26 protein-coding genes and 1 pseudogene are annotated in these 23,998 nt (G+C 71.6%); 15 read left to right on the forward strand and 12 right to left on the reverse strand.

The features are described 5' to 3' along the window. Window positions 1–107 precede the first annotated feature (107 nt). Both ABEB12_RS27450 and ABEB12_RS27455 read right to left on the reverse strand, forming a co-directional pair. Window positions 108–398, reverse strand: a complete 291-nt coding sequence (locus ABEB12_RS27450; protein ID WP_185064998.1) for a hypothetical protein — start codon at window positions 396–398, stop codon at window positions 108–110. 343 nt (window positions 399–741) lie between these two features. Then, window positions 742–1,485 carry a matrixin family metalloprotease gene (locus ABEB12_RS27455; RefSeq protein ID WP_185064997.1) on the reverse strand — a complete coding sequence of 248 codons (744 nt, stop codon included), beginning with the start codon at window positions 1,483–1,485 and terminating at the stop codon, window positions 742–744. 159 nt (window positions 1,486–1,644) lie between these two features. On the opposite strand from ABEB12_RS27455, the gene ABEB12_RS42250 reads away from it, so the two are divergent. The 3 genes from ABEB12_RS42250 (at window position 1,645) to ABEB12_RS27465 (ending at window position 3,576) form a co-directional block, all read left to right on the forward strand. After that, on the forward strand, window positions 1,645–1,875 hold the full coding sequence (locus ABEB12_RS42250) for a pentapeptide repeat-containing protein (RefSeq protein ID WP_425572278.1): 231 nt from the start codon (window positions 1,645–1,647) through the stop codon (window positions 1,873–1,875). 151 nt (window positions 1,876–2,026) lie between these two features. Further along, entirely contained in the window at window positions 2,027–2,407 is a 381-nt protein-coding gene (locus ABEB12_RS27460; RefSeq protein WP_345703188.1) for a hypothetical protein, read from the forward strand. Window positions 2,408–2,577: 170 nt separating this feature from the next. Beyond that, complete coding sequence (locus ABEB12_RS27465) at window positions 2,578–3,576, forward strand: molybdopterin-dependent oxidoreductase (RefSeq protein ID WP_185064994.1); 999 nt, start codon at window positions 2,578–2,580, stop codon at window positions 3,574–3,576. On the opposite strand, the gene ABEB12_RS27470 is transcribed toward ABEB12_RS27465, so the two are convergent. Further along, the gene (locus ABEB12_RS27470; protein WP_185064993.1) at window positions 3,573–5,339 is read right to left on the reverse strand and encodes a DUF222 domain-containing protein; all 1,767 of its coding nucleotides are present in this window, start codon (window positions 5,337–5,339) and stop codon (window positions 3,573–3,575) included. The two genes, ABEB12_RS27465 and ABEB12_RS27470, sit on opposite strands and share 4 nt — an antisense overlap. A gap of 4 nt (window positions 5,340–5,343) precedes the next feature. Beyond that, window positions 5,344–5,580 (reverse strand): hypothetical protein, encoded by a 237-nt coding sequence (locus ABEB12_RS27475; RefSeq protein ID WP_185064992.1) that lies wholly within the window; start codon window positions 5,578–5,580, stop codon window positions 5,344–5,346. 295 nt (window positions 5,581–5,875) lie between these two features. On the opposite strand from ABEB12_RS27475, the gene ABEB12_RS27480 reads away from it, so the two are divergent. Beyond that, window positions 5,876–6,379 carry a hypothetical protein gene (locus ABEB12_RS27480; RefSeq protein ID WP_185064991.1) on the forward strand — a complete coding sequence of 168 codons (504 nt, stop codon included), beginning with the start codon at window positions 5,876–5,878 and terminating at the stop codon, window positions 6,377–6,379. 4 nt (window positions 6,380–6,383) lie between these two features. Here the strand turns inward: ABEB12_RS27480 and ABEB12_RS27485 are convergent, their stop codons facing one another. From ABEB12_RS27485 to ABEB12_RS27500, 4 genes are all read right to left on the reverse strand, one after another. Next, a complete protein-coding gene (locus ABEB12_RS27485; protein WP_185064990.1) occupies window positions 6,384–7,697 on the reverse strand; it encodes an adenylate/guanylate cyclase domain-containing protein in 1,314 nt (437 codons plus the stop codon). Window positions 7,698–7,747: 50 nt separating this feature from the next. After that, window positions 7,748–8,143, reverse strand: a complete 396-nt coding sequence (locus ABEB12_RS27490) for a DUF4189 domain-containing protein (RefSeq protein WP_185064989.1) — start codon at window positions 8,141–8,143, stop codon at window positions 7,748–7,750. A gap of 87 nt (window positions 8,144–8,230) precedes the next feature. Next, on the reverse strand, window positions 8,231–8,602 hold the full coding sequence (locus tag ABEB12_RS27495; RefSeq protein WP_185064988.1) for a winged helix-turn-helix domain-containing protein: 372 nt from the start codon (window positions 8,600–8,602) through the stop codon (window positions 8,231–8,233). 93 nt (window positions 8,603–8,695) lie between these two features. Continuing rightward, window positions 8,696–9,862 (reverse strand): LLM class flavin-dependent oxidoreductase, encoded by a 1,167-nt coding sequence (locus tag ABEB12_RS27500; RefSeq protein WP_185064987.1) that lies wholly within the window; start codon window positions 9,860–9,862, stop codon window positions 8,696–8,698. A 159-nt stretch (window positions 9,863–10,021) separates the two neighbouring features. On the opposite strand from ABEB12_RS27500, the gene ABEB12_RS27505 reads away from it, so the two are divergent. From ABEB12_RS27505 to ABEB12_RS27530, 6 genes are read left to right on the forward strand one after another with little or no spacing between them, the layout of a single operon-like run. Next, window positions 10,022–10,870: an ABC transporter permease subunit gene (locus ABEB12_RS27505; RefSeq protein WP_185064986.1), complete on the forward strand. Its 849-nt coding sequence runs from the start codon at window positions 10,022–10,024 to the stop codon at window positions 10,868–10,870. A gap of 59 nt (window positions 10,871–10,929) precedes the next feature. Beyond that, entirely contained in the window at window positions 10,930–11,571 is a 642-nt protein-coding gene (locus ABEB12_RS27510) for an ATP-binding cassette domain-containing protein (protein ID WP_185066093.1), read from the forward strand. Continuing rightward, on the forward strand, window positions 11,568–12,662 hold the full coding sequence (locus ABEB12_RS27515; protein WP_185064985.1) for an LLM class flavin-dependent oxidoreductase: 1,095 nt from the start codon (window positions 11,568–11,570) through the stop codon (window positions 12,660–12,662). Before ABEB12_RS27510 ends, ABEB12_RS27515 begins: the two co-directional genes overlap by 4 nt. Continuing rightward, entirely contained in the window at window positions 12,659–13,831 is a 1,173-nt protein-coding gene (locus ABEB12_RS27520) for an Rrf2 family transcriptional regulator (protein ID WP_185064984.1), read from the forward strand. Before ABEB12_RS27515 ends, ABEB12_RS27520 begins: the two co-directional genes overlap by 4 nt. Next, window positions 13,828–14,283: a cupin domain-containing protein gene (locus tag ABEB12_RS27525; protein ID WP_185064983.1), complete on the forward strand. Its 456-nt coding sequence runs from the start codon at window positions 13,828–13,830 to the stop codon at window positions 14,281–14,283. Before ABEB12_RS27520 ends, ABEB12_RS27525 begins: the two co-directional genes overlap by 4 nt. Next, window positions 14,284–15,240, forward strand: a complete 957-nt coding sequence (locus tag ABEB12_RS27530; protein WP_185064982.1) for an aliphatic sulfonate ABC transporter substrate-binding protein — start codon at window positions 14,284–14,286, stop codon at window positions 15,238–15,240. Window positions 15,241–15,526: 286 nt separating this feature from the next. Here the strand turns inward: ABEB12_RS27530 and ABEB12_RS27535 are convergent, their stop codons facing one another. Next, window positions 15,527–16,114 (reverse strand): TetR family transcriptional regulator, encoded by a 588-nt coding sequence (locus ABEB12_RS27535; protein WP_185064981.1) that lies wholly within the window; start codon window positions 16,112–16,114, stop codon window positions 15,527–15,529. Window positions 16,115–16,247: 133 nt separating this feature from the next. On the opposite strand from ABEB12_RS27535, the gene ABEB12_RS27540 reads away from it, so the two are divergent. After that, window positions 16,248–17,123, forward strand: coding sequence for an alpha/beta fold hydrolase (locus ABEB12_RS27540; RefSeq protein WP_345703189.1), 876 nt, complete (start codon window positions 16,248–16,250; stop codon window positions 17,121–17,123). A gap of 17 nt (window positions 17,124–17,140) precedes the next feature. On the opposite strand, the pseudogene ABEB12_RS27545 reads toward ABEB12_RS27540, so the two are convergent. Next, window positions 17,141–17,707, reverse strand: a pseudogene (locus tag ABEB12_RS27545) (TetR/AcrR family transcriptional regulator); the annotation flags it as partial. A 94-nt stretch (window positions 17,708–17,801) separates the two neighbouring features. Between ABEB12_RS27545 and ABEB12_RS27550 the strand changes: the two are divergent. After that, window positions 17,802–19,406, forward strand: coding sequence for a DHA2 family efflux MFS transporter permease subunit (locus ABEB12_RS27550; RefSeq protein WP_185064979.1), 1,605 nt, complete (start codon window positions 17,802–17,804; stop codon window positions 19,404–19,406). 8 nt (window positions 19,407–19,414) lie between these two features. On the opposite strand, the gene ABEB12_RS27555 is transcribed toward ABEB12_RS27550, so the two are convergent. Both ABEB12_RS27555 and ABEB12_RS27560 read right to left on the reverse strand, forming a co-directional pair. Continuing rightward, entirely contained in the window at window positions 19,415–20,779 is a 1,365-nt protein-coding gene (locus ABEB12_RS27555) for an SRPBCC family protein (RefSeq protein WP_185064978.1), read from the reverse strand. A gap of 105 nt (window positions 20,780–20,884) precedes the next feature. After that, window positions 20,885–21,652, reverse strand: a complete 768-nt coding sequence (locus tag ABEB12_RS27560) for a crotonase/enoyl-CoA hydratase family protein (RefSeq protein ID WP_185064977.1) — start codon at window positions 21,650–21,652, stop codon at window positions 20,885–20,887. A gap of 51 nt (window positions 21,653–21,703) precedes the next feature. On the opposite strand from ABEB12_RS27560, the gene ABEB12_RS27565 reads away from it, so the two are divergent. The 3 genes from ABEB12_RS27565 (at window position 21,704) to ABEB12_RS27575 (ending at window position 23,902) form a co-directional block, all read left to right on the forward strand. Further along, window positions 21,704–22,225, forward strand: coding sequence for a helix-turn-helix transcriptional regulator (locus tag ABEB12_RS27565; RefSeq protein WP_185064976.1), 522 nt, complete (start codon window positions 21,704–21,706; stop codon window positions 22,223–22,225). 58 nt (window positions 22,226–22,283) lie between these two features. After that, a complete protein-coding gene (locus ABEB12_RS27570) occupies window positions 22,284–23,315 on the forward strand; it encodes a M29 family metallopeptidase (RefSeq protein WP_185064975.1) in 1,032 nt (343 codons plus the stop codon). Window positions 23,316–23,515: 200 nt separating this feature from the next. Next, window positions 23,516–23,902 (forward strand): VOC family protein, encoded by a 387-nt coding sequence (locus tag ABEB12_RS27575; protein ID WP_185064974.1) that lies wholly within the window; start codon window positions 23,516–23,518, stop codon window positions 23,900–23,902. The last annotated feature ends 96 nt before the right edge of the window (window positions 23,903–23,998 follow it).

The raw sequence follows: 23,998 nt of genomic DNA on the forward strand, positions 1-23,998 counted from the left end.
CCGAGCAGCGCACCGAGACGCTCTCCGGGGGGCAGCGCGCTGGTGATCCGCGCCGACGGCGGCGTCATCGAGGCCGACCAGCCGGAGTGGTCCGGCGCCGCCTGACGCTAGACCAGCAGGAGCCCGGTCAGCACGCCGACGGCCGTCACCGAGATGAGCAGCACGGCCAGCCATACGTACCCCGGCCAGCTGAGTGCCGACGCGGTACGGGTGCACCGCATCCCGTCGTGCTGCGCGCGCCAGAAGGCCAGGTGGTCGCTGATCGTCAACCGGGTGTGCCGGTGCGCGGAACGGCGCAACCGCCGTCCGGCCCGCCGGCTGGCTTCGGTCGAAGTGGTCAACCATGCGGTGCGTTCGGAGGTACGTGCGGCGGCGTAGCGTTCCTGGTGCGCGTACATGATGGTTCGAAGATAAGTGTCATCAGTTCGCCGCACAGCCACCCACACGAGTTAAAGCCGCTCACCCGCTTATCGTCCTTGTCACACCGCTGAGCGCACATCGATGTCACTCCGCCGTGTGGGCGATCTTGCGAGGCCGGTTATCCGGTCGACACGCCGTTCAACAGATCGTTATCGATATATCGCAGCTAGCCGGCAAATGGTAGGCGGAAAGCGGCCCGCCGCGGGCGGCTTTGCCAGTCACCACAACATTCTGCCGACTCATGGGTCACTCCTGTTGCAAGTGTCACATGACGGACGTTGGGTATGTGAAATAAGTATCAGGATTGGGTCTTGTCGCCGGTCAGCGGGGCATGCAGGGGACCGCGCCGAGCTCCGCCAGCCCCTGGCGATCGCCCGGACCGAACCCGGTCAGCCCGGTGTACATCGGCGCCATCAGCTCGCCGGGATCGCTCACGTGGTCGAGCCCGACCAGATGCCCGAGCTCGTGCAGCAGGATCGCCTTCTGGATCAGCCGGCCGCTCCGACCGGTTGCGATCTTGGCCAGATTGTCCCGGAACAGCACGATCTGGCCGGACACGAACCGCGCCGACTCGGGTCCGCTCGGCATGCTCCAGGTGTTCAACGCGATGCCCTCCACGTCGCCGGCCTGCCCGGTGTCCCGGACCGGGAAGTCCGCGCGGTCCGCCCAGGCGATCAGGACCGGCGTCCAGTCCTGGGCGTAGCCGCGCGCCGCGTTCCGCCTCGGCCGGGGGACCTCGGACGTCACCCCGTCCATCACGAAGGTGAGCCCGGTCCGCTCGCTGACCTCGTCCACCGCCTCGCGGACCAGCTCCACCCCGTCCGGCGGCAACCCGTGGGCGCTCACCACGTAGTGGACCGGCCGGCACCGGTCGAAGCTGACCGGACGCCCACCGGGCGTGGTGCGCAGGAACGCGTACGACCCGACCCCCTCCGTGGCGGGTGACCGGATGGGCAGCACTCCGTCATCCGGCTCCCGCAACAGCTGGAACGCATCGGCGAACAGGTAAACCATGACGAGCAGCCCGACCAGGAACACCGCATAGACCGCCTCGCCGCCGGTCATCCACGGCGGCTTCCGTCCCGCCGGCTCGAGCCGCGGCGGAGGCGCCCCGGATCCCGCCGACACCGGCTCAGGATGCGCCGGCCCCGGCCGTTGCCACGGCTGCCCCGCTGACGGCTGCCCCGCCCACGGTTGACTCGGCCACGGTTGTCCCGGCCACGGTTGTCCCGATCCCGGTTGTCCCGATCCCGGTTGTCCCGATCCCGGTTGTCCCGATCCCGGTTGTCCCGATCCCGGTTGTCCCGATCCCGGTTGTTTCGGTGCGGGTTGTCCGGACCACGGTTGACTGGACACCGGCCGCAGTCCTGCCGGTCGTTCCCATGGCTCCAGCCCCGCCGGTCGTGCCCACGCCGGCAGGGCCGATGCCGGTCCGGATTGCGCCGGCCCGGGTAGCGGCGGCCCCGACGTCACAGGTCGTTCGGTTTCGAGCGCAGGCCTCGATTTCGGCTCCGCCGACTCGTCCGGTAGCTGCTCCGCCGGCCCCGCGGGCCGCATCGGCCTCGGCTCTCCGTGCCCGGGTTCCGCGGCACCCATCGGCTCCGACGTGCCCGATACCGATTCCGGCGATCTCTCGGCCTCCGGTTGCCTCGGCTCCACCGACTCCGGTTCCGCCGGCCCATCCGGTTCCCCCGGCGCCCGTTCCGCCGATCCGTCCGGCTCCCCCGGCGCCCGTTCCACCGACCCATCCGGCTCCGCCGGCCCCCGTTCCACCGACCCGCCCGGCTCCCCCGGCCCCCGTTCCACCGACCCGCCCGGCTCGCCCGGCCCCCGTTCCACCGACCCATCCGGCTCGCCCGGCCCCCGTTCCACCGACCCATCCGGCTCGCCCGGCCCCCGTTCCACCGACCCATCCGGCTCGCCCGGCCCCCGTTCCACCGGCCCATCCGGATTCCTCGGCGCCGGTTCCTCCGGTTCCGCCACCTGACCCCCCATGCCCCTGCTCCGCCGTGCCCCTGCCGCCCATCCTGGTGCACGCCGGTGCCCCACCGCCCACCGAACTGCCCCCGGCCTCCGGTGCCCCCGCTTGACGGGCGTTGGCCGGCTACCTAGCGTCGTCCAGGCGGCCCCCAGCGCACACCGATCGACGGAGGAGCCGTGTCTCAGACCGAACCGCCGAACGCCCGCGCCAGGATGGCCGAGGGCGCCCTCCGGTGGACCCCGGACCCAACCGCGCTGGACGCACCGGTCACCGAAACCGAGAACGTCTACCTGATCGGACACTTCGGACTCGCCGAGGTTCCCGCCGAGGGGTGGGCGCTGCGAGTGGACGGCATGGTGGACCGGCCACTGCGGCTCACCCTGGACGAGCTGCGCGCGTTGCCCGCGGTCACGGTGACCGCGGTACTGGAGTGCTACGGCAGCCCACTGCGGCCGGACGAGCCGGTGCGCCGGGCGGCGAACGTGACGTGGCGCGGGGTGCCGGTGCGCGACCTGCTGACCATGGCCGGCGCCGACGCCGGAGCGGACAGCCTCTGGGCGCGAGGCCTCGATTTCGGCCGGTTCGGCGACTGGGAGGACCTGGACTACCTGAAGGACGTCCCGCTCGCGGTGGTCGTCGAGCGCGGCCTGGTTGCCTACGAGATGAACGGTGCCCCGCTGACCCCGGGCCACGGTTTCCCGGCGCGGCTGTTCGTGCCGGGCTACTTCGGCACCAACAACGTGAAGTGGCTGGACGGACTGACCGTGGCCACCGGTCGCCCGGTGCACCTGTTCACCACGCGGCTCTACCAGCGCGAACGGCCCGGCTCGATCGAGCCGGCGCCGGTGCGCGACATCGACGTGAACAGTCTGGTCACCGGGCACGCCGAGGCCGGAGGGAAGCTCACCGTGTACGGCTGGGCGTGGGGCTCGGCGCCGGTCACCCGGGTGGAGATCGGCGTCGGTGACCGCTGGCTTCCCGCCGCTGTGAACGCCCGCGAGCCCGGCCGGTTCGACTGGCAGCGCTTCACCGTAGACCTGGACCTGGCCACGCTGCCTCCCGGCGAGCGCCTGGTCACCGCTCGCGCCACCGACGCCCTCGGCGCCACCCAGCCCTTGGCGAAGGCCCGCAACCAGGCGCACACGGTCACCCTGCCCGGCTGGTCCGCGAGTTAGAAGGGCGGGTCGGGGCCGAGTTCGGGTGGTGGGTCGATGAGCGGGTCTGCTCTGGTTCGGTAGGTCTGGCCGAGTGGGCTGCGCCAGACCAGAACGCCCGGTTCGGGTTGGTGCAGCGTCCAACCGCCCTCGGTCTTGAGTAGATGGTCGTGCCCGCATTGTGGGCTGAGGTTGATATGGAGGGTCTTGCCGCCGTGTTGGACGTCGCGGGTGTGGTCGATGTCGGACTGTCGGGCGGGTCGCCCGCATCCGCCGGGGCCGAGGCAGGTTTGGTCGCGGGTCTCGATCCATCGGCGCAACCCCGCCGTCGGGAACCGCCGGTCGAGTTGGGCGTTCAGGTCGGCAGCTCGTTGTCGCCAGGCGCGATATCGGGCAGCGATCTCGGCAATCAGCTTCTCGAAGCCCGGCGGGGGGTCGTGGAGCCAGCGTTCGAGCTGGGTGAGGGTCATTCGCAGCTCGACGGTCCCGCCCCGGTAGCGGTCGGTGGCGCCGGCGGGGCGGGCACGCAGGGTTTCGCAGCACAGCAGGTAACCCTGGTGATCACACACGGCGACGATCCACTGCCCGCGTCGTTGGGCCAGGGCTTCGGTGCGGGCGACGTGGCCGGGTATCGCGCCCCGTAGCTCCGGGAGTTCGCCGGGGCGTTGGTCGGCGCCGATGAGGGTGCCCAGTTCGAGCACGACGTCGGCCCCGGGTCGGTTCCCGGCCCCGTCGGGTCTCGCGGCGCGGGACTTCCCGGCAACGGTGCCGTCAGGTTCGGTGCCGCTGGGTTCGATGTAGCTGGGTTCGATGTAGCTGGGTTCGATGCCGACAGGTTCCGTAGCGGCGGGTTTCGCCGCGCGGGCCTTGGCGGCACCGGGTTCCGCAACGGATGTCGCGAGGGATTTCGCGGCCGGCGGCGCGTCAGAAGCAACGGTGGCTGGCGTGCTCGGCAGCGGGACCGACTCGTTTCCCGTGGTGGGGCGGAAGTGGGCGAGGATCTGCGCGCTGGTCAGGCCTTCCAGGGTGCCGTCCAACAGCGCGAGGGTGATGTCCGCGCGCAGCTGATCCATGCTGCCGGGGCAGCCGGTGCGCCGGAGTGCGCGGGCCAGTGCGCTGATGCGCTTCTTCGCCGCCGCCGCGTCACCCGGCGCGACCCCGTCCAACGCCAGCGAAGCTGTGCCGTCGGGGTTGAGGAACCACACCGCGCGACGGGCCGCCACCGCCCGCTCGTAGCGTTCCTCAGCTCTGTCCGGCGCGGCGGCGAGGGTGAGTTTGCGCAGCCGGGCGGCGAGCCGGCCGGTGTTCCAACCCGCGATCTTGCCCGCCACCTCCGACCACACCCTGGCCCGCTCGGTTGCCGGCAGGTCGGCCAGGTAGGTGTGACAAGTCCGGGCCTTGGCCCGGTCGATCACCCCGTCGTACCAGGCAGCGGCCACCTCGGGCAGCAGCTCGCGCAGCTCGTCGGCGAACGCCACCTCCCGTTCGGCTCGTTGGCGCGGCCAACCCAGCGCCACCCGCACCTCATCCGCGCCGAACCGGTGCGGGCGCGCCAACCGCCGACCCGCACCGGGCGGCGCCGAAGGATCCCGCCGGGCCGTCTCGTCCACCCAGGCCAGCTCCAGCGCGTCCCAACGGGCCCGCACCCGCCCGATCGCCGCCAACACTCGAGGAACATCCTCGTTCGCCACCAGATCCGGATCCAGCCCGTGCAGCAACGCCATCAGCCCCGGATCGAGGTCACGATCCTCAAGATCCGGCGGAACCACGCTGCCTGCGCCCACAACATCAGAATATCACATAGTTCGAACGCATGTTCGCTAACGATGACGACCGGATCGGGCCGACGAGGCCGATCCGACGGAGCGCCCGCTCGGCAACCCGGCGCATGTTGCACGGCCAGATCTTCCCGCAGGATGCACAGGTGTCCCCCTCGAACTTGCGGACGTGCTCGTTGAGCAGGTCCGCGGTGTGCCCGTTCAGCACGATGAAGTGAACGAATTCGTCAACGGGGCGAACGTCCATCGCCGCTCCAACTCTTATACTCTTTAGAATGGGTGTCGTTCGATCAGGTGTTCGACACAGTTAGTGCGCCGCGCCGTGCCGGTGCGGGATACGATGATGAGCCAATAAAGGGTCAATCGACCCCGGTTTCAGCGGGAACATTTTCCCGGGCGCTATATGCCACTTGAGCAGGGAAAATGCTTCGCTATCGCCCCGTTTCTTCGGGCGTTCAGGGAGTCATCCCCACCGGCTCTGTCGTCCGCTCTGGCTACTGTTTGCCCGCGGCATTGAGTGCCGATGACCGTGGGGGAAGCACATGCCCAGACGATCCAGTGACTCCGCGAAGGCGACGCGGGACGAAATGCGCGAGCGCATGCACGCGCTCGGCTTGAGCCTGCCGCTGATCGCGGCGGAGATGGGGCGCCGGTTCAGCCTGCGCCCGCGCATCGCGTGGCGGCATGCCTTGGGCTGGCCGCAGTGGAAGGTGGCGCAGCGGTACCGGACGCTGCACAACGAGCGCATCTCGGACAACCGGATCAGCGAGCACGAGACCTGGCCGCACGGCGGCGCCAAACCCAGCCTGGACTACCTGGTCAAGCTGGCCGCCACCTACGGGCACGGCTGCACGCCCGGCCACCTGATCGACCTGGCCGACCTGGAGGGCCTGGAGCCCGCCGAGCGGCGGGTGTTCGCCTCGGTGTTGCATCCCTCGCTGGCCGGCATGCACGCCGAGGTGAGCCGGGCCCTGGCCCGGCGGGTCGACCCCGGCCAGGTGGGCGCGCGACCGCTGTGGCTACCCGAGCTCGAGGACGGCCACTAGGGCACTAGACAAACCGGCCCGGGGTCGCGACGAACTGGCGCAAGCAGTCGTCCGAGCAGAAGTACACCCGGTCCTCCCGCCAGGACAGTTCGGCGGCCGCCCGCGTCGGGTCCACTTCCATGCGGCACACCGGATCGACCGCCCGGCCCGGACGGGCGGTGCCCGCGCGCAGGTCGAACAGCGGGACCTCGCCCTGGATGCCCTTCAGCCGGCGCCCGCCCACCGGCTCGAACTTCACGTCCTGCCCGTCGCCGGGCAGCTGATCGCGCATCGCCTCGGTGACCAGGAACTGGCCCCGGGTGGCGTGCCCGGCCACCCGGGCCGCGATGTTGACCGTGGTGCCCAGGTAGTCACCCTCGCGGTACAGGGCGCTGCCGACGTGCGCGCCCATGCGCAGCGCGGGGAAGTTGGGCTCCTCGGCCAGCCGTTCGGCCAGGCCCAGCCCGCAGCTGACCGCGGCCGCGGCGGTGCCGAAGGCCAGCATGAACTCGTCGCCGATCTGCTTGATGATCCGCCCGCCGGCCTCCCCGGTGGCTTCCCGCACCACGTCGGAGAACCGCTCGACCACCGCGGCCGCCACCCGGTCCCCCATCGCCTCGGTCATCGGGGTGAACCCGGCCAGGTCGGCGAACAGCACGGCCACCGACACCTGGCCTACCTCGGTCTCCTCCGCCGCCAGGTCCTCGGTCAGGTGCATGATCATGTCCTCGCGCAACGCCCGTTGCATCGCCTTGCGGTGGAAGTAGGCGAGGGCGGCGTCGCCGAGCTCGGTCAGCGGGTCGCTCACCGCCCGCGCGGTCTCCAGCAGCCGCACCCCGGACAACCCCTCGGCCCGCATCCGCGAGTGCACCTGCAGGTGGAACAACCGGATCTGCGCCTCGGCCACCCGCCCCATGGCGTCCCCGAACACCCGGACCAGCTGGAGCAGCGCGTCCTCGGGCAACCCCAGGCGCAACGCGGCGGCGAGCCCGCCGAACAACTCGACGTCCTCGTCGTAGACGTCCCGCTGGTCGCTCAGCCCGGCGGCGATCCACAGCCGCCGGACGAGCCCGGGGTCCAGCTCGGACAGCTCGGCCAGTGCGCCGAACGGGCGGCTGCCGCACTCGGCCTGCACGAACTCCACGAAGCTGCCGATCACGTCCTGGCCCCGGTCGAGCAGCTCGGCGATCTCCGCGGCGGAGACACCCCGCCGGGCGGCGAAACCGATCAGCCTGGCGCGCTCCACCGCGGGCTCGGCGAGCAGGCCGAGGCTGTCCCACTGCGCCACCGTGCCCTCGGGCTCGCCCACGCACTCCGCGATCTGCCGTACGTCTGCCATATCCGCATTGTGGGCGCCGTCACTCCCCCGGCGCATCCCGGATGCCCCGGTCAGTAGGCGGAGATGTCGGTGCACACCCACTTGATCACCCGGGCACCCGGGCCGGGCGCGGCCGACCTGGCCAGGCTGGCGGCCCGGTCGGCGGAACCGGCGTAGGCCCATCCCCAGGCCCGGTTCCTGGCCTGCGCCACGGCGGCGCAGCCGTTGGTCACCCGGACCACGGCCTGGCAGTCGGAAGCGCCGCACTGGCTGACCGCGCGGCCGACCGCGCTGCCGGCCGAGGGGGCGTTCAGGCTCCAGCCGACGTTGCCGGTCCTCGGCGAGATGGCGATGGCGGCCCAGTCGCCCACCGCCGCCTGCGCGGTACCCGGCGTGAGTGCCACGGCGGCGCCGGCGAACAGGGACAGGGCGGCGGTTCGGGCCACGGTCTGGCGGATGCGCTGCATGTCGATCTCCCCCTCGGTATTTCCGGTGCGTCTGACCGGTACGACCGAGGGAGAGCCGATTTGGTTGGGGTGCTTCCGAGCCCGCGACTACCAGCGCGGCGGGGGCGGAGGCGTGCGGGCCTGCAGCTTGGCCTGGAACTCCCGGTACTCCTCGAACTCCCGCAGCAGGTTGATGTCCACCCGGTGCAGGTCGCGGTCGATCACCTCACGCCCGCGCGGGGTGATCCGCAGGTACCCGCGCTTGGGCCGGGACAGCAGTCCCGCCTGCACCAGGTGCGCCAGGGCGAAGTTGATCCGGCTGTCGAACCGGGTGCCGCCGCTGGGGATACGGTCACCGAGCTGGTTGTCGGTCAGCCCGAAGTCTTCGGCGCACTCGTCGCGCAGCCGTCGCCAGGAGTGGACGACGCCGTCCGCGCTGTGGATCAGCAACGGAAGCATCAGATCCTGGAACGACGGCATTTCCACTCCGCCCAGGTAACGCGACCTTGCCCGGTTGTCAAGATCTCGCGCCGTAAGAGCGGTGTGATGCGCCCGGTCGGGTGGCGGTCGGGCCTATCGGGCCCGGGCGAACGGCACCGAGGTGGTCTCCGCGCCGGCGTGGGCGATCGAGCCGGCCGGCGGCTCCCACAGGCCCCGGGCGTGCAACACCGGCAGCAGGCCCTCGCCCACCCACCAGGCCTCCTCCAGGTGCGGGTGGCCGGAGAGCACGAACTCCTCGATGCCCAGCGCGTGGTACTCGGCGATGCGGTCCGCCACCTCGGCGTGGCTGCCCACCAGCGCGGTGCCGGCGCCGCCCCGCACCAGCCCGATGCCGGCCCACAGGTTGGGTGAGATCTCCAGGCGCTCGGTCGAGTCCCCGTGCAGCGCGCGCATCCGGCGCTGCCCCTCGGACTCGCTGCGCGCCAGGCCGGCCTGCACCTCCGCGATGGCCGCCGGGTCCAGCGCGTCCAGCAGGCGCCGCGCCTCCGTCCAGGCGGCCTCGCTGGTGTCCCTGGTGATGATGTGCAGCCGGATGCCGAAGCGCAGGGTGCGACCTCGGTCGGCGGCCAGCTTGCGCACCCAGCTGATCTTCTCGGCCACCTGCTCCGGCGGTTCTCCCCAGGTCAGATAGGTATCCACGTGCTCGGCGGCGACCTCGCCGGCGGCCGCCGAAGATCCGCCGAAGTAGATCGGCGGCACCGGGTCCGGGGTGCGCTCCAGCTCGGCGCCCTCCACCCGCAGGTGCCGGCCGGTGAAGTCCACCCGCTCGCCCCGCCACAGCGCCCGCACCACGTGCAGGAACTCGCCGCTGCGCCCGTACCGCTCGTCCTTGGTCAGGAAGTCGCCGTAGCCGCGCTGCTCCAGCGGCTCGCCGCCGGTCACCACGTTCAGCAGCAGCCGGCCGCCGGAGTGCCGCTGGTAGGTCGCGGCCATCTGCGCGGCCAGCGTGGGGGTGAGCATGCCCGGCCGGAAGGCGACCAGGAACTTCAGCCGCTCGGTGGTCTGGGTCAACATCGCCGTGGTCAGCCAGGCGTCCTCGCACCACATGCCGGTGGGGGTCAGCGCGGCCTCGAAGCCGAGCTGCTCGGCGGCGCGGGCCACCTGGGTGAGGTAGCCGAGGGTGGCCGGGCGCACCCGGTCCGCCGACCCGATGGGGACCCCGTGGCCGCCCCCCACCAGCTGCCGGCCGTCCCCGTAGGTGGGCAGGAACCAGTGCGCCTTCAGCTTCGGCTCAGTCATTCGTAAAACCCATCAAAGTAGTCTAGTTGTGTCAACGCGGCGTGACCTTTCGCACGCCGGCCTCGCAGGCAGGTTACAGATAATTCCAACTCTTCTGGTTGAGATTAGCAAGCACGACGGTTACCGTCGCTGCCGTTGATGCCGTTGAGCGGAGACCCGATGACCTTGACCGAGCCGGCCGAGCGCACCCGCTCGGCCGCCATCCCGACGCACCTCGTGCGGGCGGTGCCGGCCCACGGAGCCGGCCGCCTGCCCCGGTGGCTGATCAAGACGCTGTCCCCGATCGGCCTGGTCGCCGTGTGGCAGCTGCTCAGCTCCAGCGGCGTGCTCACCGCCGAGACCCTCGCCTCCCCGGTCGCGGTGGCCCGTACCGCCGCCGCCCTGTGCCTGGACGGCCAGCTCCCGGAAGCGGTGCTCACCTCGCTCGGCCGGGTGCTCGCCGGCCTGGCTCTCGGCGGCGTCGCGGGTGTGGTCCTGGCCACGCTCTCCGGGCTGTTCCGCCGGGGCGAGGACACCATCGACGCGCCGATCCAGATGCTGCGCACGGTGCCGGTGATCGGCCTGATCCCGCTGCTGATCATCTGGTTCGGCATCGGCGAGGAGCCCAAGGTGGCGCTGATCTCGCTGGCCGTGATGTTCCCGCTGTACATGAACATCTTCGGCGGCATCCGCAACGCGGACGCCGGGCTGGTGGAGGCGGCCAGGACGCTCGGGCTCGGCTGGTTCGGCCAGGTCCGGCACGTGATCCTGCCGTCCGCGCTGCCCAACGCGCTGGTCGGGCTGCGCTACGCGCTGGGCTCGGCCTGGCTGGCCCTGGTGTTCGGCGAGACCATCAACGCCACCTCCGGCATCGGCTACGTGATGAACAACGCCCGGGAGTTCTTCCAGACCGACGTCATCGTGGTCTGCCTGGTGCTCTACGCGGTGCTCGGCCTGCTCGGCGACCTGATCGTGCGCACGCTGGAGGGGGTGTTGCTGTCGTGGCGACCGGCGTTCCAGGGAGCGTGACCGATACCGCGCTGCCCGTCGAGGTGCGCGGGCTGATCCGGCGGTTCGGCGAGCGCGCCATGCTGGACGGCCTGGACCTGGACATCCCGCCCGGCCAGTTCGTGGCGCTGCTCGGCGCCAGCGGCTGCGGGAAGAGCACCCTGCTGCGGGTGCTGGCCGACCTGGACCAGGACATCGCCGGCACGGTCCGGGTGGCCCGGCGGCGGGCGATCGCCTTCCAGGCGCCCCGGCTGCTGCCCTGGAAACGGGTCTGGCGGAACGTGTCGCTGGGCCTGCCCGGCCGGCCGGACCGGGCCAAGTCGGTGGCCGCGCTGGACGAGGTAGGGCTGGCCAAGCGCGCGGACGTGTGGCCCAAGACGCTGTCCGGCGGCGAGGCGCAACGGGCCTCGCTGGCCCGCGCGCTGGTCCGCGAGCCGGACCTGTTGCTGCTGGACGAGCCGTTCTCCGCGCTGGACGCATTGACCCGGCTCACCGCACAGGCCCTGGTCGGAGAGCTGTGGCAGCGGCACGGCTGCGCGGTGCTGCTGGTCACCCACGACGTGTCCGAGGCGATCACGCTGGCGGACCGCGTGCTGGTCATGGAGCACGGGCGGATCGGCTACGACGCCCCGGTGGCGCTGGACCGGCCGAGGAGCACCGGTGACCCCGGGTTCGTCGCGCTGCGCACCGAGCTGCTGGGCCGGCTGGGGGTGCGGGTGTGACCGTCGAGTTCATCGGGATGATCGGCACGCGGCACGTCTCGGAGATCCACCGGCCGTCCGGGCCGCTGGTGAACCCCGATTTCGTGCGCCGGTTCGTGGCCGCGCACGAGGACGGCGGCTTCGACAAGGTGCTCATCGGGCACAGCTCGAGTACCCCGGACGGCCTGCAGGTGGCCGGGTACGCGGCGGCGCACAGCGAGCGGCTGGGCTTCCTGGTCGCTCACCGGCCGGGGTTCACCGCACCCACCCTGGCGGCGCGCCAGTTCGCCACGCTGGACCAGTTCTCCGGCGGGCGGGTGGCGGTGCACGTGATCAGCGGGGGCAGCGACCCCGAGCAGCGCCGGGACGGCGACTTCCTGGCCAAGGACGAGCGGTACGCGCGCACCGACGAGTACCTGAGCGTGCTGACCCGGGCCTGGACCGAGCCCGAGCCGTTCAGCCACCACGGCCGCTTCTACCGGGTGGAGGACGCGCACGCCGAGGTGCGGCCGGTGCACCGGATCCCGGTGTACTTCGGCGGCTCTTCCGAGGCCGCCTACCGGGTGGGCGGCCGGCACGCCGACGTGTTCGCGCTGTGGGGCGAACCGCTGGCCGAGACCGCCGAGCAGATCGCCTCGGTGCGGGCGGCCGCGCGCGCCGCGGGACGGGCCGAGCCACCCCGGATCAGCGTGTCCTTCCGGCCCATCCTCGGGCCCACCGAGGACGAGGCGTGGCGGCGGGCGCACCAGATCCTGGACCGGATCACCGCCGCCCGAGGCGGGCACGGCTCGTTCACCGGCAATCGGCTGCGGCTGGGCGGCGCGGCCCCGGCCAACGTGGGGTCCCGGCGGCTGCTCGCGGCCGCGGCCAAGGGCGAACGGCACGACCGGGCGCTGTGGACCCCGACGGCGGCCGCCACCGGCGCGGCGGGCAACTCCACCGCGCTGGTCGGCACCCCGGAGACCGTGGCCGCCGCGCTGCTGGACTACGTGGACATCGGGGTGAGCACGCTGCTCATCCGGGGCTACGACCCGCTGGAGGACGCGGTCCAGTACGGCCGCGAGCTGCTGCCCCTGGTCCACCAGGAGCTGGCCCACCGGGCGTCGGCATGACGACCTGGACTCCCGCCGGTACGCCTCGGGGCGCGGTGCTGATACTGCCCGGCCGGGGCGAGCATCCCGGGACCTACCGCCGGCTGGGCCAACGGCTGGCCGCCGACGGGTACGCCGTGCGCGCGGTGCGCACCCCGGCCGCGCTGTCCGAACCGAAGGCGCTGGCCGAACCGAGGGCGCTGCCCGAGCCGGAGGTGCTTGCCGATGCGGAGGCGCTGGCCGGCGAGTTTCCTGCCGTGACCGGACCGAGGGTGCTGCTCGGCGCGGACTCCGGTGCGCTGCACGCCTGGCGGTTCGCCGCCGCGCACCCGGGTGCGGTGGATGCGCTGGTGCTGGCCGGGCTGCCGTTGGAGGCGGGTAACCCGCCACCCACCGACCGGGACGCGGAGCTGGCCGCGCGCACCGCCTGCCCGGTGCACCGGGAACTGCTGGTCACCGACGACGACTTCGGCTGGGGCTCGCTCGCCGATCCGGTCCCGGCGCCGCCGGACCGGCTGCCCGCGCTGCCCGTGCTGCTGCTGCACGGGGAGGCGGACCAGGTGGCACCGGTCGCCGCCGTCCGGCTGCTCGCCGCGCGGCATCCGCGAGCCGCGACCGGGGTGGTCCGGGACGGCCTGCACGACGTGCTGAACGACCAGTTCCACCGCAGCGTGGCCGCCCGGCTGGTGCTGTTCCTGGAGGAGGTGGGCAAGGGCGCGCTGTTGTTGCCCGAGCCCACCGAGCCGGCCCGGCCCACCCGTGCCCGGCGCGCGGCGCCGCTGCACGTGTCCGCCCGGCTGGACTACGCGCTGCGCGCGCTGTCCGAGCTGATCGCCACTGACGCGTTGCCGCCGAACGAGCCGGTGCGCTGCGAGGCGATCGCGCGCGCCCGGGGTATTCCGCTGAACTCGCTGGTGAACCTGATGGGCGAGCTGCGGCGCGCCGGCCTGGTGCGCAGCCAGCGGGGCTGCGAGGGTGGCTACTGGCTGGCCCGGCCCGCACCGGAGATCACCATCACCGACGTGGTGCGCGCGGTGGAGGGCGAGGTGATCTCGCTGCACGCGGACGGCCCGGACACCTGGCTGTGGCACCGGCTCGGCCAGACCGTGACCGCCTTCCTGGACGGATGGACCGTCCGGGAGATCGCCGGGGGCGACGGCGCCGGCCTGACCCGAGAGGCGGCGCTATGACCGACCAGTTCCACCCCGACTTCCCGGCCACCGCCGGCACCCCGCGCACGCGACTGCACCACGTGAAGGCCGGCGAGCTGGACGGGGACACCGCACAGACCGCCGGAATGCGCCGGCTGGCCGCGATCAGCGGCAAGCGGGTCGGCTCGGAGCGGATCTGGATGGGCGAGACGCACGTCTCCCCGGACACCGCGTCGGCCAACCACCACCACGGCGAGTCGGAAACCGCGATCTACGTGGTCAGCGGGCATCCGTCGTTCGTGTTCCACGACGGCGACGGCGAGGTGCGCATCGACACCGGCCCCGGCGACTACATCTTCGTGCCGCCGTTCGTCCCGCACCGCGAGGAGAACCCGGACCCGGACGAGCCGGCGGTCGTGGTGATCTCCCGCAGCACCCAGGAGGCGATCGTGGTCAACCTGCCCGAGCTCTATCCACTCCAGGAGAAGTAGATGCGCCGAGTTGTCCTGGCCGCCGTCGCCGCACTGGTCACCCTGGTCACCGCCTGCTCAGGGGGCGGAGGTGACCTCGGTTCGGTGACCTTGCGGGTCGGCGACCAGGCCGGCATCCAGCAGGCGCTGCTGCGCGGCGCCGGCGCGCTGGACGGGACGCCGTACCGGGTGGACTGGGCGGAGTTCCCGGCCGCCGCGCCGCTGCTGGAGGCGCTGCGCGGCGGCGCCATCGACATCGGCATCGCCGGCGACGCACCCACGCTGAACGCGCTGGCCGCGACCGGGGACATCAGCATCGCGGCGGCGAGCACCCAGCCGAAGCGGGGCGGCCTGGCCATCCTGGTGCCCCGCGACTCCCCCATCAAGACGGTCGCCGACCTGCGCGGACGGGCCGTCTCACCGACCACCCAGGGCAGCATCGGGCACTACCTGCTGCTGCGGGCGCTGTCCGAGGCCGGGCTGGCCCCCACCGACGTGAAGATCAGCTTCCTGCAGCCGGTGGACGCGGCGGCGGCACTGAACTCGGGGGCGATCGACGCCTGGTCCACCTGGGACCCGTACACGGCGGTCGCCGAGCGGGAGCAGGGCGCGCGAATCCTGCGCGACGCCGGCGGCCTGGCCTCCGGGCTCACCTTCCTGGACGCCAACAACGACTCGCTGGCCGACCCGGACAAGCGGGCGGCGATGTCGGACTTCGTGCGCCGCTACAACCGCGCGCTGGACTGGGCGCACACCAACACCGCCGACTACACCCGGATCTACCTGGAGCTCACCCGCCGGCCCGAACCGGTGGCCGGTCTGGTCGCCGAGCGGGCCAAGCGAACCGGTACGCCGATCACCCCGGAGATCGTGGCCGAGCTGCAGCGCACCGCCGACAACTTCCACCGCTACGGCGTACTCCGGCAGCCGGTGGTGGTCGCCGACCGCGTCCAGGACCTGACCCCGGCCGGGCCCTAGATGATCGATTCCGTACGGGTTGTCGACCCCACTCCCCGGACGGCCTTGCCCGCCGCGCGGATGCCCGCGGACGCCCTGGGGCGGTGAGATCCGCATTGGTTACCCGGCGTGGTCGCGTTCTATGGGCCCTCATCACCGAGCGCGCGCCCAGTCCGGTCTCGATCATGAGCGGCGCGGACTCAGCCAGCACTCGATGCGGGCAGCCTCGCTCAGCCCGCTCCGCGCCGGCCCCAGGGTCACCGTCAGTGAGAAGAGCCGATCACGTCGCCGATGCCACGCTTGCCGCCTACTTGCCGAACAGGCGGTTCAGCAGTTCGGTGAGGGACGCCTCGGCCTGGGCGCGCGCTTCGGCGGGGTCGTCCGCGCGCGCGATCAGCTGCGCGATCTCGTTCACCGCGGCCAGGATGACGTGCGCGAACGTGGTGACGTGCGCGCGCGTCAGGCCGCCGGCGTCGGCCACCCGGACCAGCGCCGCCTTGACCAGGCCCAGGGTGTGCTCCTCCTCCATCGCGCGCCAGCGCGCCCAGCCCAGCACGGCGGGCGCGTCGATCACCACGATCTGCCTGACCACCGGGTCCTCGGCCAGCCGGATCCACGCCAGGCAACCCTCACGCAGCGCGCCGACCGGGTCGCCGGCCACGCGCGCCGCCTCGGCCACCTGTAGGCCGGCCCGCTGCTCGACCTCCTCGAGCACGGCCCGGAAGAGCTCGTCCTTGCCCCGGTAGTGGTGGTAGAGCGAGCCCTTGCTCATGTTGGTCTCGCGCAGCACCGCATCCACCGAGGTGCCCTCGTAGCCGCGCTCGGCGAACAGCCGGGTGGCCACCGCGAGCAGCCGTTCCCGGGTCGCGGTGCCGCGTTCGGCGTTCTTGTTCACGGACTCCCCTTGATCGGTCTGCGCCCAAGGTAGCCCTTCTCCGCCGGGCCTCCGCACATCTCGACAAACCGACCGTCGGTCTAGTAGCTTCAATATAGACCGACGGTCGGTTTACAGAGACGAGGGAGCCGAGATGATCAGTACGGAACTGGCGACGTTCGACGCCGACCGCCGGGAGGCCCGGTCCCGGTCCGGCCCGTTCAGCTACGTGGACACCGGCGGCGAGGGCCGGGCGGCGGTGTTCGTGCACGGGGTCGGCACCAGCGCCTACCTGTGGCGCCACGTGATCGCCCGGCTCCGCCCGGACCACCGGTGCATCGCGCTGGACCTGCCGCTGCACGGCCGCACCCCGGGCTCCGACGTCATTGAGGATCCGGACTTCTCGCTGGCCACCGTGGCGCGGTTCGTCGCCGACGCCCTCGACGCCGTCGGACTGGACCGGGTAGACCTGGTCGCCCACGACACCGGCGGCGCGGTGGCGCAGATCTTCGCGGCGAACCACCCGGACCGGCTGCACACCCTCGCCCTGACCAACTGCGACACCCAGGACAACATCCCGCCGGCGACCTTCGCCCCGACCGTGGAGGCCGCCAGGGCCGGCCAGCTGGCGGGCAACGGCGCGAACCTGCTGGCCAACCTGGAAGCGGCCCGGGGGCTCTACAACTTCGGCTACACGGACCCCGGTCAGCCGGAGGACGAGCTGCTGCGCGCCTGGCTGGAGCCGGTGCTCGGCACCGAGGCGCGCGGGCGGCTGTTCGAGCGCTGGCTGACCGCGCTGGAGCCGCGCGAACTGCTCGCGGTGGGCACCGAGCTCGCACAGCTCCAGGTGCCGACGCTGATCGTGTGGGGCACCGCCGACGACGGCTTCGACCGCAAGTGGGCCTACTGGCTGCGCGACACCATCCCGGGCGCGACCGAGGTGGTGGAGTTGGACGGCGGGAAGCTGTTCTTCCCCGATGAACGGCCGGACGAGCTGGCCGCCGCGCTGCGCTCGCACTGGTCCGGCTGACCGGTCAGGTAGTGCTGGATCACCGGCACCAGCCAGGCCACCAGGTCCTCCCGGGGCAGTGAGGCCAGCGGTTCGACCCGCAGGATGTAGCGCGCGGCGGCGGTGCCGAACAAGTGCGACCCGGCCAGGTTCGCCCGTACCCGCGCGTCCTCGGCGCCCAGCCGGCGGGCCAGCGGCTCCTGCGCGACCTCACCGATGAACCTGGCCACCATCGAGGCCGCGCTCGGCGACACCGATACCGAGCCGACGATCGCGCGGAGCCGCCCGGAGATCTCCGGGTCCTCCCACATCGCCAGGTAGTGCCGGACCAACCGCTCGCCCAGCTCCTCCCACGGCGCGGTGGCGAGCATTTCGGCCAGGCCTCGGATCGGCGGGTTGGCCCGCAGCGCCGCCTCGAACAGCCCGTCCTTGCTGCCGAAGAAGTGCAGCACCAGCGCCTGGTCGACGCCGGCCTCGCGGGCCACCCCCCGGATGGTCGCCCCGGCGTAGCCGTGCGCGGTGAACGCCGCCTGGGCCGCCGCCAGGATCGCCTCCCTGGTCTCGTTGCCGCCCGGGCGGCGGCCGCGCGGGCGCCTCCGTTGCATGCGGCTCAGGGTAGCGCCTCACACCCTCTTCTCAAGCGACGTTGAATTCTTGTACGCTAAGAACTCAGCACCGCTGAATTACTGAGGAGTGGCCATGGAGGCAGCGCAACCCGCCCGGTGGGGGCTCCCGCTGGCCGTGCTGATCGTGGGCATGTTCATGTCCGTGCTGGACGTGACGATCGTGAACGTGGCCGTGCCGTCCATCCAGCGCGACCTGGGTTCCACGCTGGACGACGTGCTGTGGATCGCCACCGCCTACACGCTCACCCTCGGCGTGGTGGTGCCGCTGAGCAGCTGGCTCGGCGACCGGTTCGGCCTGCGCAACATCTACCTGCTGACGCTGCTCGGCTTCTCCGCCGGCTCGGCGCTGTGCGGGCTGGCCTGGAACCTGGACAGCCTGATCGCGTTCCGGGTGCTGCAGGCGATCCCGGGCGGCATCCTCCCGGTGATCACCTTGACCATCGTGTACCTGATCGTGCCGAGGGAGAAGATCGGCGCGGCGATGGGCATGTACGGGCTGGGCATCGTGTTCGCGCCGGCGGTCGGGCCGGTGTTGGGCGGCTACCTCATCGAGCACACCGACTGGCGGCTGATCTTCTACATCAACGTGCCGATCGGGCTGCTCGGCGCGGTGGCCGCGTACTTCGTGCTGCCCCGGGACGGCCGGCGCCAGCGGGTGCCGTTCGACCTGCCCGGGTTCCTGGCGGTGGCGTTCGGCCTGTTCGCCATCCTGCTGGCCAGCGAGGAGGGCCAGGACTGGGGCTGGACGTCCTACCCGGTGCTCATCCTGTACACCGCCGGGGCGCTCAGCCTGGCGCTGTTCGTGGTGATCGAGCTGGCGGTGAAGCACCCGCTGCTGGACGTGCGGGTGTTCCGACACTGGCAGTTCACCAACTCGCTGATCCTACTGTCCCTGCTCACCGTCGGCCTGATGTCCATGCTGTTCTTCGTGCCGGTGTTCCTGCAGCAGGGCCAGGGCCTCACCGCGCTGGAGGCCGGGGTGCGCATCCTGCCCCAGGCGCTGGTGGTCGGCCTGCTCATGCCGATCGCCGGCCGGCTGTACGACAAGATCGGCCCGCGCTGGCTGGCCTCGATCGGGCTGACCCTGTGCGGCTACGGCACCTACCTGCTGTGCAACATCAACCCGGACATGACCGAGGGCGACGTGATCCTGTGGACCTGCGTGCGGGCCGCCGGCATGGGCCTGGCCATGATGCCGATCATGAGCGGCGGCATCGCCAGCCTGCCGATGGACAAGGTCAACCAGGGCAGCGCGTGGAACAACGTGAGCCGCCAGGTGGCCGGCGCGCTCGGCCTGGCCGGCCTGTCCGCGATGGCCAGCAGCCAGCAGGCGCAGATCCTGTCCGACCGGTCCGCGCTGCTGCACGCCGACACGCTGGCCGGCTACGGCATGCAGCCGCCCCACCCGGGCGGGCCGGCCGAGCTGCTGCGCCCGTTCTACGGGCTGTTCCGCAACACCCAGCTGGCCGCGCTGGCCGACTCCTACAGCAACATCTTCCTGGTCACCGCGCTGCTCAGCGTGCTGGGCGGCCTGCTCGCGCTAGGACTGCGCTCCGGCCCGAACCCGGCCGCCACGGCCCCGGCCGAACCGGCGCGGCCGAAGCCGGAGGCCGAGCCGGAAGCCGCCGAGCCGCAGACGACCGAGAGCCGGCCGAGGGAGATGGCCGGCGCGCACTGATCACCCGGTCACAGCTCCAACCACTTGTCCAGGACCTGGTGGAAGTGCCGGATGCGCGCCTCCTGGTAGTCGGAGAACGTGAGGCCGGCCTTGCCGTGCGTCTTCATGCCCTTCTGCAGCGCGGCCATGTTGCCGAAGTCCTGGTCGAAGATCTCGCCGAACAGCCCCAGCTCGGGCACGGCGGTGAACGACTCCTCGTACTTCAGCTCCCGCAGCGGCGCGCTCGGCGGGCGCGGCCCCTCCGGGTTGTACGGCAACATCAGCTTCACGTCGAAGATGCAGCTGTCCGGGTCCATCCCGTTCGGCCGGAACCGGTACTGCAGCCCCTGCGCCACCCCGGCCCAAGGCAGCCAGTTCGGGAACACGAAGTACTCGATCGAGTCGATCACCTCGGTGTCCGAGGTCTTGGACAGGTCCAGGCCGAGCTGCGCGGTGAGCATCTGCCGGGTCATCGCGGCCAGCACGCTGCGCGCGGTGACGCCCTCGGGCAGCGGCGGGATCTCCGCCCCCGGCGGGGCGAAGGCGGCGGCGGCCACCGCGAACACGTCGGCCTCGGTGCTGCCCTCCGGCAGGTGCGGGCTGGGCACCCCGGTGACCGTGATCAGCCGGCTGGAGGTGTCCCAGATGTCGTACTGGGTGTTCGCGTCGCCGGTGAAGTCCAGCGCCTGGATGTGCGTGGCGATCACGTGGTACGACTCCAGGAAGGCCTCCATGCAGGCCTTCCAGTTGATCGGCACGATCTTGCGCACGTTGGCGATGGCGAACCGGTGGTCCAGCGGGAAGTGCTTGAAGTGCTCCGGGACCACGTCCAGCGACTCGAGCAGCGGGGCGGCGTCGTCGTCGAAGTTGACGAACACGAAGCCGCCGTACCGCTCGCAGCGCACCTCGCGCAGCCCGAAGCGCTTGCGGTCGGCCTGCACCTGCGGGAAATCCCACTCGCAGGGCAGGCTCTTCAGCGAGCCGTCCAGCCCGTAGGTCCAGGCGTGGAACGGGCAGACGAATGCGTTGGTGCTGCCCGGGGCGTCGGCGAGCAGCCGGCCCCGGTGCTGGCAGGAGTTGTAGAAGGCCTGGATCCGGTCCGGCTCCGACCGGACCACGATGACGTTGCGGTCGCCGATCTCGTAGACGGTGTGGTCGCCGACCTCGGGGATCTCGTCCTCGGTGGCCGCCCACTGCCACACCCGCGACCAGAGCTTTTCGTACTCCAGCTCCAGGAACTCGCGTGAGGTGTAGCGCTCGACCCCGATGTCGCCGGTGCCCAGCGACCGGGGGGCCTCCTCACGCAGCACCGGCGGGATAGCGGGGCCGCCGTCTCGGTCCAGGATGTCCTGCACCGGGACCATGGTGGAACGCGCCATGCTCGGGATCGTCATCGATTAGTCCCTCCGTGCTCGCAGTACGTGCTTACCACACTGTCAGACGTCTCCGGCCGCACCGCAACCGGATCCACCCGAACGTACTGGCGCGCGCGGCCGGAGTCAGCGGGCGTGTTCGCGCTCCCCCGCGCCGTACTGGCGGATTCCGTGCGCGGTCTGCCCGGTGCGCAGGGTGGCCATGCCGTGCTCGTACTCGCCGGCCAGCGCCTCGGCCAGCGGGCGGTCCCACTGCTGGTAGCTGGACAGCCGGTCGCCGCGCATGGCCGCCGACGGGTAACGGGCGATCTCCTCGGCCAGCGCCAACGCCGCGGACAGCGCCTCGCCGGGCGGCACCAGCCGGTTGACCAGCCCCATGCGCAGCGCCTCCTCCCCGGAGATGCCCCGGCCGGTGAGGATCAGGTCCAGCGCGTTGCCCTGGCCGACCAGCCGGGGCAGCCGCACCGTGCCGCCGTCCATCAACGGGATCCCCCAGCGCCGGCAGTACACGCCGAACACGGCGTCGGTTGCCGCCACTCGCAGGTCGCACCAGCAGGCCAGTTCCAGCCCACCGGCCACCGCTACCCCCTCCACGGCCGCAATCACCGGCTTGGACAGCAGCATGCGGGTGGGGCCGACCGGCCCGTCCCCGTCCGGCTCCACCCGGCTGGACCGCCCGCCGGCCGGGTCGTTCATCGCCTTCAGGTCCGCGCCGGCGCAGAACTTCCCGGAAGCCCCGGTCAGCACCGCGACCGCCAGCTCGGGGTCCGCGTCGAACCGGCGCATCGCGTCGGCCAGCGCCTCGGCGGTGGGCCGGTCGATGGCGTTGCTGACCTCCGGCCGGTCGATAGTGATCGTCAGAATCCGGCCGTCGGGCCGATAATGGATGCTCATCACGCTCACCTTCCTCAAGGGAAGGTTCGACCTTCCTGAAGGGAATGTCAAGTGACCGAGCTGAACGCGACCGCCGCGTCCCTGCTGGGTTTCCTGCACGACGGCCCGAAAACCGGGTGGGACCTGCTGCAGGAGATCGACGCGGGCTTCCGGCATTTCTGGAACGTCACGTCCAGCCACGTGTACCGCGAGCTGAAGGGGCTGCACGAACGCGGCTACATCCAGCCCGAGGAACGCAGCGCGCGGGACCGCCAGCCGTACTCGATCACCGACGAGGGCCGACTGGCGTTCGCCGAGTGGCTGGCCCGGGAGCCCGGCGGGGAGACCATGCGCATCCCGCTACTGGTCACCCTGTGGTTCGGTGACCGACTGGAGCCGTCGTTGCTGCGGGAGTTTCTGGCCAACCACCGCAAGGTCAACGAGGAGCGCCTGGAGCGGTACCGCACGGCGCCGGCCGACCGGATGGCCGCCGACCCCTACTTCGCCGCCGTGGTCGAGTTCGGCATCGCCTACGAGGAGGCGGTGCTGCGCTGGATGGACCGACTGAACGACCTGCCCGGCCTCAGCTCTTGACCTGGCCGCCCGAACCAGGGATCGTCAGTGTTCGGACTATATGCACCAGGGAGTGGCCGTGAACCAGAACCTGCTGAACGACATGTGCCGGCAACAGCTCACCCTCAGCGGGGTGCACGAAGGCGAGACCGTCTCGGTCCTCAGCCAGGGCGAGGAGCGCGCCGACTACGCCGACGCCTTCATGTGGGCGGCGCAGCGGCTGGGCGCCCAGACGTTCCACCTGCGGCTACCCTCGCCGTCCAGCGCGTCCGGGGCGTGGGCGGTCGGCCAGTCCGGGCTGGCCGGCAACCAGCTCGCGGTGGACTCGCTGAAGGCAACCGACATGCTGGTCGACCTGACGTTCCTGCTGTTCAGCAAGGAGCAGTTCGAGATCCAGGCCGCCGGCACCCGGGTGCTCACCGCCGTGGAGCCGGCGCCACTGCTGGCCCGGCTGATGCCCACCCGCGAACTGCGGGAGCGGGTCGAGGTGGCCGCCGAGCTGCTGGCCAAGGCGAAGACCATGCGGATCACCAGCCCGCACGGCACCGACGTGACCTACCGGCTGGGGGTCTACCCCACAATGAGCGAGTACGGCTACACCGACCAGCCCGGGCGCTGGGACCACTGGCCGGCCGCGTTCGTGTTCACCGGCGGCGCCGACGACGGCGTGGACGGGCGGATCGTGCTCGCCCCCGGTGACGTGCTGCTTCCCTTCAACACCTACGTGCAGGCGCCGGTGGAGCTGACCATCGAAGCCGGGTTCGTCACCGACATCCGGGGCGGCCTGGACGCCGAACTGCTCTCCTCGTACATCCGGTCGTTCGACGACCCGCGCGGCTACGGCATGAGCCACGTCGGCTGGGGCCTGGACGAGCGCGCGCACTGGCACGGCCTGACCCAGTTCGGCGGCGGCATGGGCATGGAGCTGCGCAGCTTCTACGGCAACGTGATGTTCTCCATCGGCCCCAACAACGAGCTGGGCGGCCCCAACGACACCCCCTGCCACTTCGACATCCCCATGCGCAACTGCACCCTCACCCTCGACGACACCCTGATCGTCGAGTCCGGCACCCTAACCATCCCCGAAATGCGCCCCCCATCCCACCGCTAACCCCCACCCCACCCATATCGCGGATTCCCCCACCCCATATCGCGGATTCCCGCACGCCATATCGCGGGTTCCTCCGCCACATGTCGCGGGTTCTCCCACCCGATGTCGCGGGTTTCGACACCGCGTGTCGCGGGTCCGGCGCCCTTGGTCGACCCCGCAACACCCGCCGGGCTCGCCGTCGGACACGTTAGGGTCGGCCGATGTTGGACCACGTGTCGATCACCGTCGGCAATCTTGACGCGGCCGTTCGGTTCTATGACGGCGTGATAGGCGCGCTCGGCCACGAACGCGTCTACCGGACCGATGACGCGGCCGGCTACGGACCGCGCAACTCGCCGAACGACGACAACCACAGCTACCTGTCGATCATCGAGCAGGCATCGGTGGTCTCCGACGACCGGCACTGGGCGTTTCGTGCCGAGTCACGACCCGCCGTCGATGCATTTCACCGGGAGGCGCTGGCCCTCGGTGGCCGGGACGACGGCGGCGTGGCGCTCCGGCCGGAGTACCACTCCGCCTATTACTCCGCCTTCGTCCTCGACCCCACCGGGAATCGGCTCGAGGCCGTGTGCCACCGCGCGCCCTGACGGCTCACTGAGCAGGAAACCGCGACTCGCGGTGCTGAAACCCGCGATATGCGGTCGGGGAACCCGCGATATGGCGTGCGGGAACCCGCGATATGG

The organism is Actinospineispora eucalypti, assembly GCF_039543365.1.
Lineage (GTDB): Bacteria > Actinomycetota > Actinomycetes > Mycobacteriales > Pseudonocardiaceae > Pseudonocardia > Pseudonocardia eucalypti.